This window comes from Methanoculleus formosensis (assembly GCF_025384765.1).
Taxonomy (GTDB): Archaea; Halobacteriota; Methanomicrobia; order Methanomicrobiales; family Methanoculleaceae; genus Methanoculleus; species Methanoculleus formosensis.
In genome coordinates, this window is sequence record NZ_VHLL01000005.1 from 37,184 (window position 1) to 48,566 (window position 11,383).

Here is an 11,383-nt window from a genome sequence, read left to right on the forward strand (position 1 = left end):
TCACGCCCCCTCGGGGGTGAAGACGACCGCCGCGAGCGGGGGCAGGGTGAGCGGGAGCGACCACGGCCGGCCGTGTGCCGGCACCTGCTCCGCCTCCACCCCACCGAGGTTCCCGACGCCGCTCCCGCCGTACTCGGTCGCATCGCTGTTGAGCACCTCCTTCCAGAACCCGCCGAACGGGACGCCGACCCGGTAGTTGTAGCGCGGAACCGGGGTGAAGTTGCAGGCGACCAGGACGACGTCGTCGGCCGACCGCCCTCGCCGCAGGTAACTGACGACGCTCTTCTCGACGTCCGAGAAGTCGACCCACTCGAACCCCGCCGGATCGGCGTCCCGCTCGTGGAGGGCAGGCTCCCGCCGGTAGAGGCGGTTTAAGTCGGTGACCCACCGGAGGATCCCCTGGTGCGGGGCGTACTCCAGGAGGTGCCACTCAAGCCCCGTCTCGTGGCTCCACTCCGACCACTGCCCGAACTCCCCGCCCATGAAGAGGAGTTTCTTTCCAGGGTGCGTGAACATATACCCGAAGAGGAGTCGGAGGTTCGCCCGTTTACGCCATTCGTCGCCGGGCATCTTCCCGATGAGCGCGCTCTTCTCGTGGACGACCTCGTCGTGGGAGAGAGGGAGGATGTAGCGCTCGGAGAACGCGTACCATATGCTGAACGTCAGGAGATCGGGCCGGTATCTCCGGAAGGCCGGGTCGAGCGCGAAGTAGTCCAGGGTATCGTGCATCCAGCCCATGTTCCACTTCAGATCGAACCCGAGCCCCCCGGTCGCGGTCGGGGCGGTCACCCCTGGCCAGGCGGTCGCCTCCTCGGCGATGACGAGGGCGTCGGGGAAGTTTGCGTGGACGGTATCGTTCATCTTCCGGAGGAACGCTATCGATTCCAGGTTCTCCCGCCCACCGTAGACGTTCGGCGTCCATTCTCCGGCGCTCCGGGCGTAGTCGAGGTAGAGCATCGAAGAGACCGCGTCCACCCGGAGGCCGTCCGCGTGGTAGCGTTCGAGCCAGAAGACAGCACTGCTGATGAGGAACGACCTGACCTCGTTTCTCGCGAGATTGAAGACGCAACTCTTCCATTCCGGATGGTAACGCAGGCCGGGGAGGGCGTGCTCGTAGAGATACGTGCCGTCGAAGTAGGAGAGACCGTAACCGTCGGAGGGGAAGTGGGACGGCACCCAGTCGAGGATCACCCCGATCCCGCGCAGGTGAAGATGTTCGACGAGGTGCATGAACTCCTGCGGGGTGCCGTACCTGCTCGTGGGGGCGAAGTAGCCGAGCGTCTGGTAGCCCCAGGAGGGATAGAACGGGTGCTCCATGACCGGGAGGAACTCGACGTGGGTGAACCCCGTATCGAGCAGATGATCGGCGAGTTCGGTTGCGAGGTTCTGGTAACTATTGCACCGCCGCTCCCCCGGCATCCGCCACGAACCGAGATGAACCTCGTAGACGGATATCGGAGCGTCCGGGGTGTTCACCTCCTCCCGACAGCGCATCCACGCCCGATCGCGCCAGGCGTAGGAGATGTCCCAGACGACGGACGCAGTCTTCGGCGGGACCTCCCAGAAGCGGGCAAACGGATCGCCCTTCTCCACGCAGTAATCGTTGTACCTGCTCCGGATGTGGTACTTATAGAGTGTCCCGTGACCGATATCCAGGACGAACCCCTCCCAGATGCCGGAGTCGTCGCCCCGCACCGTGAGCGGGTCTTCTCCCGCTCTCCACCCGTTAAAGTCCCCGATGACCGAGACTTCGTCGGCGTTCGGCGCCCAGACTGAAAAGAAGGTCCCCTCTGTGCCGCCGGCGACGGCAGGGTGCGCCCCGAGTTTCTCGTAGAGGCGGGAGTGGTTCCCCTGCCGGAAGAGGTAGACGTCGTAGCCGGTGACGAGGCTCCCGGTCTTCGCGATATCGGGCAACGTCTGCTGCACGCTCTCACCCGGCCCGGTTATCCTCATCGCGGCCCTTCCGGAGGACCTCCCGGTAGACGCCGAGCATCCGTTCGCTGACGACGCTCCACCTGAACCTCTCCATCACTTTCCTGCGCCCGGCTTTTCCGAGTCTCTGCATGTAGGCCGGGTCGTCGATGAGGTGGCAGACCCCCCAGGCGATCGAGTCCGGCCGGACGGGCACCTTGATCCCGTTCCTGAAGTTATCGATGTTCTCGGCAAGTCCCCCGACATCGGTCGCGACGACACAGCGCTCCGCGCTCCAGGCCTCCGTGAGGACGAGCCCGAACGGCTCGTTTCTGCTCGGGATGGCGACGAGGTCGCAGGCGTTCAGGAGCCGGACGTGCTCCTCATCGGAGATGTAGCCGAGGAACTGCACGGGAAGACCGTGCGCCATCCCCTCCAGGTAGCCGCGCATATCTCCGGTTCCGGCGAAGAGGAACTGCACGTCCCAGTGTTTGGCAAGGATCTCGGGTATGGCCTGCATCAGGAGATCGGGCCCTTTCTGGTAGGTGAGACGCCCGACGAAGAGAACGACGGGCGCAAGCGGGTGAATGCCGTAGTGTTTCTTCACCTCGCCCGGGTCGACCCGGGCGTAGTAGGCATCGGGATCGATCCCGTTCGGGATGACGGTGACCTTCCACCCCGGGACGTTGTAGAGCCACATCACCTCGGTCTTTGTCGAGCTGGAGACGGTCGTGACCGTTTTTGCGATGTAGCCCCCGTACCACTCCTTGCCCGATATCTCCTTAAACTCCCACCATCCGCCGAAGTTCCCCCCATGCCGCCCATACTCGGTTGAGTGGTATGAGAGGACAGTGCTCCGGTCGCGGAGGGTGTGCAGCGCTTCCACGACATGCCAGTCGTGGAAGTGGAGGATGTCGAACGGCGGCGTGTCGTGAGCGCGGAAGGCATCCACGAGCATGTTGCTCATCGTCCTGCAGTACTCGACGATGTTGTCGCCGTAGGGAAGGCAGTAGTGGTAGTGGACGTTATTGATCGTCGCGTCGTCCCCCTCTCCCCGCGTGAAGAAGTGGACCTCGTGCCCCTTCTGAGCGAGGCGTTCGGCGAGATGGGTCGTCGCCGGGGCAAGCCCGCCCACCTTGAAGGTGGAATGGAGCGACTCCCAACAGAAGAAGGCTAGCTTAAGCGTTTCCATAGTTTCCCTATCCTCTTCTGGATCGTCGACTGGAGCCGGATGCGGCCCGAAACGCCCCGGATCTTCCCGGCCAGTTCTTTGTCGCCGATGACCTCTTCGACCCACCGGGAGAAGTCCTCCCGCTCGGCGTGGTACCGAATGACGTCGTCCGGGGCAAACTCGAGCATATTTGCGAGTTCCTGGAGACTGTGGGCGGCGTAGCCGGCCGGTCGATCAGAGGACGAGAAGGAGAACGCCTTCTCCGGGGGGACGCACCGGAGCGAGAGAGCGGCCCTGGGTGACCGGGCGATGGTTGCAGACCGCTCCTCGGCGTGCGAGAGGATCCGCATGAACGAGGCGAAGTGGTCGTAGGTCGCCTGGTGGCTGACGGCATGGAGCGGTCTTCCGCACGAGACCGAGCGCATGGCCATCCTGCGGAAGTGGTCCGTATCAAGGAGGCAACGCCAGATCTCCGGGTCCGCCACCAGACCACCGGCCTGTTCGAGTGCCTCCAGGGCGGACTGCTGCAGGATGGTCCTCTGCGGGCCGGGCGGCGCGGCGGTCTTCCCGATCTCAGCGTGCGGGGTGAGGCGGGCGGCCTCCGACGGGTGGACGGTCGTTATCCCCTCAGCGGCGAGGGCGGACGGGAGTGCCCGCAGGAACTCGAGGATACCGGTCGCAGGATCGATGACGTCCCCGAAGATGCGATAGTCGAGGAAGAGCGTGATGCAGTCGCCGGGGGAGGCGGCAAGCCATTCAGCATACCGGTCGGCCATCAGCGGCCACCGGTCCCATTCCCTCCGGGGAAACCGCACGGCGATGTCGTCGGCAAGGTCGCAGTGGGTGACGAGGACCGGGAGGCCGTGGTAGGCGTAGGTGTGGTTTGTCTCTCTCCCGGCGATGGAAAACCCGCCCCCCTCGATGATGGCCGCCTCGATCCCGGCACCGGCGAGCGCCTCTGCGGTAGCAGGGGTGATGGGGTAATCGGTGTGGACGAACGTGGTGGGGGTGGCCGAGAACTGCTCCCTCATCAGGTCGCGGTGCATGAGGAGTTCGTCCACGAACTCCGCGAGGTCGTCGAACTGCCCGGCGACGCTGTGGTAGTAGGTCTCTGCAAGGACTTCGGCGTTCGGGTGGGTTGTCGCACGGGATATGAGCTCGAGCGCATCCGGGTACCACTCATCGAGGTGCTCCACCATCACCCCTGAGATGCTGAAGGCACATTTGAGCCCGTTATCGAGGAGATCGACGAGAATCTCCGTTGCCGGCCAAAAGGACCGGTCGATGACCCGTCCCAGATCTTCCTTCAGAGCTGGATTAAAGTAACTATCCTTCGGTTTTCTCTTTCCCTTTACCATATCCGGATGAAATCCGGGATTGAGGTAGCAGGGATAGTGAATGTCGAACCCCAGGCAGACCGCCGGTGGATTTGCGCCCTTGCCTCTCATAGGGAGTAGGTTGTTGTTTCCGTATTTAAAGGTCGTTAACCCGGAATATTCTTTGAACTTCGGCCTCTCTGAGCGCCATGATCCCTTTGAGAAAAGCGGGTTTCATCTCCCATCAGCTCCAGTACTTCGCTAAATTGGTTGAGACCACCTTCTGGAAGCCGATCCGTCGACATCCCCTCGCGTGAATTTTCAGTGTGATACCCAGGAGAACCTCACGTAAAGAGCGCGAACTCCAATGCCCGGGTGCTGCTGATCCCGCTCGAAGTCATTAGACGAGGTTGCATTGCTCGATTGCAGTTGCCGAAGCCGGCAAAGTACTGAGCCCTGAACCCCGGCCGAAGGTATCCGGATATCCTCAAATAGGAGGGCTGCATACCGCTTATCGAGGGTTCACGTGGAGAACGACGGATTTCTGGTGCGGACGATGGACCGCCGGGAGGTCGAGACCACCGTCAACTGGGCGGAGCAGGAGGGGTGGAACCCGGGGGTTCATGATGCGGAGGCCTTCTACGCCGCTGATCCCGGGGGGTTCTTCCTCGCGGAACTCGACGGCGAGCCGATAGGTTCGGTCTCGGTCGTCAACTACAGCGAGACGTTCGCCTTCGCCGGGCTGTATATCCTGAAGCCCGAATACCGGAACCGGGGTTACGGGAGCCGGTTGTTTGCCGCGGGCATGGCTCATGCCGGTGACCGGAACGTCGGAGGCGACGGAGTCGTCGCGATGCAGGAGAAGTACCGCACGCGGTCCGGGTTCAGGCTTGCCTACCGTAACATCAGGTTCGAGGGAACCGGCGGCGGCAGCGAGCCCGACGGCCCGGTCGACCTCGATGAGGTGGGGTTCGAGCAACTTGCCGCGTACGATGCCCGGCACTTCCCGGCGCCGCGCCCCGCGTTCCTGGCATCCTGGATCCGGCAGGAGGGGACGGCGGGACGCGCCGTTCTCGCAGACAACGGCGATATCAGGGGATACGGGGTCATCCGGAGGTGCCGGAGCGGCTATAAGATCGGGCCGCTCTTTGCGGAGACGCCACAGATCGCGGAGGAGATCTTCCTCGCGCTCTCCGCACAAGCGGTAGGCGAGCCGGTCTACCTGGACACCCCGGAACCGAACGCCGCCGCCGTGGAACTCGCCCGCCGGCACGGGATGTCCCCCGTCTTCGAGACGGGGCGGATCTATACGAAGGCGATCCCCGATCTCCCGATCTCCGGGATCTTCGGCGTGACGTCCTTCGAACTCGGGTGAGGGGTTCTCAAAACCCCGCCCGCGAGAGACAGGGGCAGCCCCCTCTCCTGTCTCTACCCTATAAGACTGTCCTGTAGCCCCCACCCAAAGGGCGGGGGCAGTGCGTGGCGACACCTACACGAAAGCCGCGCATGGGTCTTCTTCGAGATCTCCCCATACAGTGAGCCGTGGTAGATATCGCCATGGAGATGGGGACGGGAGTAGGGCCCCTCCCCTCACGGAGCACCGCCTTCCATCCTCTCACCCCTCCCATAGCAAGATACCCCTCCCTCCCCCCGCCCGGGCCAAAAGATTCTAAACCGACCCCTCCCGATTACTCTTCAGGAAGTGTGGCTGCATGGACTACCTGGAGGAGTTTCCCGTTCTCTTCATCGACGATGAACTGCACTCGGATACCGCAGAAGGCCGGGCGTCGCGGGAGATCGTGAAGGAACTCAAAGAAGACGATCTTCCCGTCATCGAGGCGCTGACCGCCCGCGACGGGGTTCACGCATTTCTCTCGCACCCCCACGCGAGCTGCATCGTCATCGACTGGGAACTCTCGGCCGAGACCGCGAACGGCACGCTCACCGCGCGAGACGTCATCACCCTCATCAGGGAGAGGAACCCGAAGATCCCGATATTCCTGAACACCGAGAAACTGGCGATCTCCGCCATACCCCTCTCCGTCATCTCCCGGATCGACGGTTACATCTGGAAACTCGAGGATACCCCCGGCTTCATCGCCGGCCACATCAAGCGGGCGGCAACGAACTACCTCGCCGACGTCCTCCCGCCGTTCTTCCGGGGGCTGATGGATTACGTCGACGAACACCGCTACTCCTGGCACACGCCGGGGCACATGGGCGGTGTTGCGTTCCTCAAAAGCGCCCCGGGCCGGATCTTCTACAACTTCTTCGGGGAGAACGCTCTGCGGGCGGACCTCTCGGCCTCGGTGCAGGAACTCGGTTCGCTCCTGGAACACTCCGGCGTCGTCGGGGAGTCGGAGCGGAAGGCCGCGGAGGTCTTCGGGGCCGACCGGACCTACTTCGTCACCGGCGGGACGTCGGCCGCGAACAAGATCGTCTGGCTTGGAACCGTCACCAGCGGCGACGTTGTCCTTGTGGACAGGAACTGCCATGCGTCGGTGATGCATGCGATCGTCATGACCGGCGCCATCCCCGTCTACCTCATCCCCGCCCGGAACGACTACGGGATCATCGGGCCCGTCCGGAGCAGCGAGTTCCATCCCGAGGTCATCGCAGAGAAGATCCGGAACTGCCCCCTCATCGACGATCCCACGTCGCAGGCGGTCAGGATGGCCGTGGTCACGAACTCCACCTACGACGGGATCTGCTACAGCGCGGAGAGGATCGAGGAGCAGCTGCAGGAGACCGTCCCCTACATCCACTTCGACGAGGCATGGTCGGGCTACGCCCGGTTCCACCCCCTCTACGCCGGGCGGTTCGGGATGCATAAGACGGACGGGGTCGGCCCGACGGTCTTTGCGACCCAGTCGACCCACAAGGTTCTCGCCGCGTTCTCACAGGGCTCGATGCTCCACGTCAGGCAGGGCCGGGCCCCTGTCGACCACCCGCGGTTCAACGAGGCGTTCATGATGCTCACCTCGACCTCCCCCCAGTACACCATCATTGCGTCGCTCGACGTCGCCGCCAGGATGATGGCCGGGCACTCGGGGAGGTTCCTCGTCGAGGAGACCCTCGAGGAGGCGATCGTCTTTAGAAAGAAGATGGTGACGGTGGCCGAAGAGATCCGGGCTGGCTCCTCCCCCGGGGAGGACTACTGGTGGTTCACCGTCTGGCAGCCCGACTGTATCATGGACGAGGAGACGGAGAGACCGCTTCCTGAGGCGGATGATATGCTCCTCAGGAACCACGCCGGCTGCTGGCTTTTGAACCCGCACGATGCCTGGCACGGTTTCGACGGCATCGAGGAGGGGTATGCCATGCTCGATCCCGTCAAGGTGACGATCCTCACTCCCGGAATCGGGCCGGGCGGGAAGATGGAGGAGTGGGGGATACCGGCGGGCATCGTCACGAGATATCTCCGGAAGAGCGGGATCGTCGTCGAGAAGACCGGGTACTACTCGTTCCTGGTCCTCTTCACGCTCGGGATCACGAAGGGCAAGTCGGGAACGCTGCTTGCGGAGCTCTTCCGGTTCAAGGCGCTCTACGACGGGAACAGCCCGCTCGAGGAGGTCTTCCCCGACCTGGTGCGCCGCTACCCTGCCCGGTACGCCGGGCGGGGCCTCACCGACCTCTGCCGGGAGATGCACGACTACCTCCGGGGCGAGTCGATCGCCGGGACGCTCAGGAACGTCTACGCGACGCTGCCTGAGGCGGCGATGACGCCGGCGGAGGCCTACCGCCGCCTGGTGCGGGGCGAGGTGACGCCGGTGCCCGCGAGCGAACTCGAAGGAAGGACGGTCGCAGTGATGGTCGTTCCCTACCCGCCCGGCATCCCGGTCATCATGCCGGGGGAGCGGTGCACCCCGGCCACGCGGGCGATCGTCGATTACCTCGTCTTCCTGCAGGACTTCGACACCCTCTTCCCCGGGTTCGAGAGCGAGGTGCACGGGGTGGACGTCGTGACGGAGGACGGGCAGAGGGTCTACTACGTCTACTGTGTTGCGGAGTGACGCCGGTCAATCCCGCACGCTGCCCCGGGCGAGCGAGGCGAAAGTGCTCCTGGCACAGAGGGCGGGGTTGGAGAAGGCGAACGCCCCGTTCGACGCGAAGAGTCGGACGTTCAGGGCCGCAAGGAGCGTCACGCCGTAGAAGACCGAATCGACGAGATCGAACCATTCTTCGCATGCGTCGGCCCACTTCCCGGCAAGTTGGCGGCGGATCAGATAGACGATATAGATGCCGAGCGGGATGCTACCATAAGCAAATCAGTTACACGTCCGGATTTTGTTGGAAAAAGAGCCTCAGTTCCGTTGTGAGTACTCCCTTGCTTCAGTACTTCGCTAATTTCAGCGTCTGCAATCGACCCCTGCAACCTCGCATAACGACCTACAACGGGTTCGGCAGCACCCAGGCACCGGACTTCGCGGCTTCGCGCTCAACGCGAGAGAGCATCTTGCTATCTTCGCCTATTAACTCACGCGAAGTCGCGAAGAACGCGAAGAGAGATCGATGGGTTGACCTCTTGAAGATTACCTCAACCGTTTTAGCGAAGTACTGGGCTTCAACGGTTATTTTTCGGAAAAACCTCTTGAGGTGGGGTTTAATATTCCGTGCAATACCTTTCCCGTACTGCACTTGTCCTTCAGAAAGGTGTGGTGTGGACGATTCCCGGCGAAATGCTCTTGATCCTGCGTGTTATTCCAGAGACACTCGGGTGTTCTCTCACGCGCCGAGATCGACGTACTGCTTGCGTATATAAAACGTGTAAAGAAATTGGACAGAATTTTTATACGGAAATCTACCGATGTCTCATCGGTAGATTCTGATGAAGATCAGCCGCATTATAGGACTTCTGGCCGTCGTCGCCTTCATCGTGCCGATGGTTTCAGCTGCAGGTATCGGAAACGAAAATGACGGAGTCGCAGGACTTCTCTCGCAGCCGGACGAGTATGGAACCCGTGAGTATTTTACGATCACGCAGGGAGAGACTGATATTCATCTGCAAGCCGTACCGGCTGGTATACTCTTACTGAATGTCTACTTAAACTGGTTTACCCCGGACCACTCCCTGAGATTGGAGATCTACAGACCGGATGGAAGCCTGTATGGTTCGTACCATGACGATTATGGCGGACGTCCGGAGGGGCAGATCCGCGTAGATATAAGCAGCCCTGCATCAGGTACCTGGAGACTTGACGTGTATGGCGAGAGTGTGACAGAAACCATTCCGTATGTTCTGAATTGCAATGCTTATGCTTAAATGATTACCGCTCACATACCTTTAACAAAGCCGAACTCCTACCAAACCAAATCATTTTATTGATACCGGTTTCATGTAAAGCCATGGTCGCGGGGATGCGGATTACCGGAATCGCTCTGGTCATCTTCTGCCTCGCACTGCTGCCATCTGCCGCATGTGCTACTGCCGTTCAGGACGCATATCCGGAGAAGGTGCCGTTAGACGATCTGATGCCGGTGTACGTCTGGAATATCCCCCTGGATATTGTTGTTCTCGGGCTCGTATCCATATTCGTTCCGGTGCTCTTTGTCCCGATGCAACTTGTATTCTCGCTGTTCGCATGGCTGCATTTCGGCCATAAGAGAGTCCTGCGCAATAACGTCCTTGAGAACGAAACCCGGAATGCAGTGTACCTATGCATACGCGATAATCCGGGAATCAATACAAACTCTCTCTCCCGGTTGCTCGGGATGAATATCGGAACCCTCCGCTACCACGTAGGGATCTTATGCAGGATGGGAATGGTCGTCCCCGAGCCGAACTGCAGAGGCATGAGATATTACGCCGACACGGGCGCCTGTCCCGGTCTGGAACGAAAGGTGGCGGGATATCTCAACGAGCAGTCGAAGAGTCGGATACTCAATATCGTTTTGCAACACCCGGGATGCACGAGAAAAGAGATCGCGTCCCGGCTCATAATGTCGGGCGCGAACGTTACCTGGCACATGAAACCGCTGCTTCGGGACGGTATTGTCAGAGACGAGAAGAAAGAACGGTTCGTACACTACTACATCTGCGCCGATGCGAAAGAGTGTGTACAAGCCCACGGATCGGGGAAGCCGGCGATCGCCGGGGGGCGTGTGTCCGGTACCGGTATCTGATTGTCGTTCGACAGCTCCCCATAACTACACCGTTTGCCCTTTTTCCCGGATCATCCCGTGGTTTATCGAGGATGCGTTCAGAGTCTCCGGGTACCGCCTGCACGTCATGCATGGACAACGGAGTCGGCCCGGGCGATCTCCTGCTCGGGGAAGAGGATGATGTGATCCGATATGCTCTCTGCGGTCGTAATCCCGCCCGACTGCTCGATCTCCGGGAAGATCTCGATTATATACCAGGAGGTTTCGGAAGAGAACATGGCCTCCTTCAGGGGACGGAGTGATCCGTCCTCGAGGGCGTACAGGTCGCCGTTGGTTCTGTTGTAGGTCATTGGACCGTCGCGTTTGAACGTCGTGAGCGTTATATTGTATTCTCCGTGAGTGAGATCGTCAAACTCGATCCTGTCGACCTCGCGTAATATGGCGAGGGGATGTACCCCCTGCATGGGGAAGTCAAATATCTGGTCGTTATAATATACGTTGCCGCTCTGGTGGACATATATCTCGTACGCGTGCTCCTCCCCGTCTACGTAGCCGATCCAGTGGAGTTCGGTGTACTGCACTGTTCCGCCTTTGTCGATATACTGGTTCAGCTGGATGAGCACGGCCGACTCGTTCGAAAACGCCTGCCCCTGTACAAGCGTATTCCAGAGGTCAACCAGGTCGGGTCGACACTCCCGGGAGTCGAAAGAGATATCCATCTCTCCCCTGGTGACCTCGGGCTGCTCGGGCATGTAGAAATAGTGCACGAAGACGAGAGCGATGAGAATGCTCCAGATGACAATCTGGCTCTTTTTCATGGGATCTCCGGATAGGAGCGTTCTGGTTTCGACGGGTTTTTGTACGGGTTGAAAGTACTATCGCT

The 11,383-nt window shown here is 61.1% G+C and carries 9 protein-coding genes; 4 read left to right on the forward strand and 5 right to left on the reverse strand.

Going from position 1 to position 11,383, the window contains the following annotated elements; all coding sequences use genetic code 11:
- From glgB to FKB36_RS09395, 3 genes are read right to left on the reverse strand one after another with little or no spacing between them, the layout of a single operon-like run.
- A complete protein-coding gene (glgB, locus tag FKB36_RS09385) occupies positions 1 to 1,926 on the reverse strand; it encodes a 1,4-alpha-glucan branching protein GlgB (RefSeq protein ID WP_261597799.1) in 1,926 nt (641 codons plus the stop codon).
- Between the two features lie 4 nt (positions 1,927 to 1,930).
- Positions 1,931 to 3,103, reverse strand: a complete 1,173-nt coding sequence (locus FKB36_RS09390) for a glycosyltransferase family 4 protein (protein ID WP_261597801.1) — start codon at positions 3,101 to 3,103, stop codon at positions 1,931 to 1,933.
- The gene (locus tag FKB36_RS09395; protein ID WP_390895708.1) at positions 3,085 to 4,530 is read right to left on the reverse strand and encodes an alpha-amylase; all 1,446 of its coding nucleotides are present in this window, start codon (positions 4,528 to 4,530) and stop codon (positions 3,085 to 3,087) included. Before FKB36_RS09395 ends, FKB36_RS09390 begins: the two co-directional genes overlap by 19 nt.
- A 394-nt stretch (positions 4,531 to 4,924) precedes the next feature.
- On the opposite strand from FKB36_RS09395, the gene FKB36_RS09400 reads away from it, so the two are divergent.
- Together FKB36_RS09400 and FKB36_RS09405 are read left to right on the forward strand one after the other, a co-directional pair.
- Complete coding sequence (locus FKB36_RS09400) at positions 4,925 to 5,773, forward strand: GNAT family N-acetyltransferase (protein WP_261597803.1); 849 nt, start codon at positions 4,925 to 4,927, stop codon at positions 5,771 to 5,773.
- Between the two features lie 337 nt (positions 5,774 to 6,110).
- Positions 6,111 to 8,411, forward strand: coding sequence for an Orn/Lys/Arg family decarboxylase (locus FKB36_RS09405; RefSeq protein ID WP_261597804.1), 2,301 nt, complete (start codon positions 6,111 to 6,113; stop codon positions 8,409 to 8,411).
- Positions 8,412 to 8,417: 6 nt separating this feature from the next.
- On the opposite strand, the gene FKB36_RS09410 is transcribed toward FKB36_RS09405, so the two are convergent.
- A complete protein-coding gene (locus tag FKB36_RS09410; RefSeq protein WP_261597805.1) occupies positions 8,418 to 8,543 on the reverse strand; it encodes a hypothetical protein in 126 nt (41 codons plus the stop codon).
- A 683-nt stretch (positions 8,544 to 9,226) separates the two neighbouring features.
- Between FKB36_RS09410 and FKB36_RS09415 the strand changes: the two genes are divergently transcribed.
- Both FKB36_RS09415 and FKB36_RS09420 read left to right on the forward strand, forming a co-directional pair.
- Complete coding sequence (locus FKB36_RS09415) at positions 9,227 to 9,661, forward strand: peptidase domain-containing protein (protein WP_261597806.1); 435 nt, start codon at positions 9,227 to 9,229, stop codon at positions 9,659 to 9,661.
- 83 nt (positions 9,662 to 9,744) lie between these two features.
- Positions 9,745 to 10,521 carry a winged helix-turn-helix transcriptional regulator gene (locus tag FKB36_RS09420; RefSeq protein WP_261597807.1) on the forward strand — a complete coding sequence of 259 codons (777 nt, stop codon included), beginning with the start codon at positions 9,745 to 9,747 and terminating at the stop codon, positions 10,519 to 10,521.
- 104 nt (positions 10,522 to 10,625) lie between these two features.
- On the opposite strand, the gene FKB36_RS09425 is transcribed toward FKB36_RS09420, so the two are convergent.
- A complete protein-coding gene (locus FKB36_RS09425) occupies positions 10,626 to 11,318 on the reverse strand; it encodes a hypothetical protein (protein WP_261597808.1) in 693 nt (230 codons plus the stop codon).
- Positions 11,319 to 11,383 lie beyond the last annotated feature (65 nt).

What these genes read in the sequence shown, in the direction of transcription:
- FKB36_RS09420 (WP_261597807.1), top strand. Translation starts at nt 9,745, where the DNA reads ATGGTCGCGGGGATGCGGATTACCGGAATCGCTCTGGTCATCTTCTGC.
- FKB36_RS09425 (WP_261597808.1), bottom strand. Translation starts at nt 11,318, where the DNA reads ATGAAAAAGAGCCAGATTGTCATCTGGAGCATTCTCATCGCTCTCGTC.
- FKB36_RS09405 (WP_261597804.1), top strand. Translation starts at nt 6,111, where the DNA reads ATGGACTACCTGGAGGAGTTTCCCGTTCTCTTCATCGACGATGAACTG.
- FKB36_RS09415 (WP_261597806.1), top strand. Translation starts at nt 9,227, where the DNA reads ATGAAGATCAGCCGCATTATAGGACTTCTGGCCGTCGTCGCCTTCATC.
- FKB36_RS09390 (WP_261597801.1), bottom strand. Translation starts at nt 3,103, where the DNA reads ATGGAAACGCTTAAGCTAGCCTTCTTCTGTTGGGAGTCGCTCCATTCC.
- FKB36_RS09395 (WP_390895708.1), bottom strand. Translation starts at nt 4,530, where the DNA reads ATGAGAGGCAAGGGCGCAAATCCACCGGCGGTCTGCCTGGGGTTCGAC.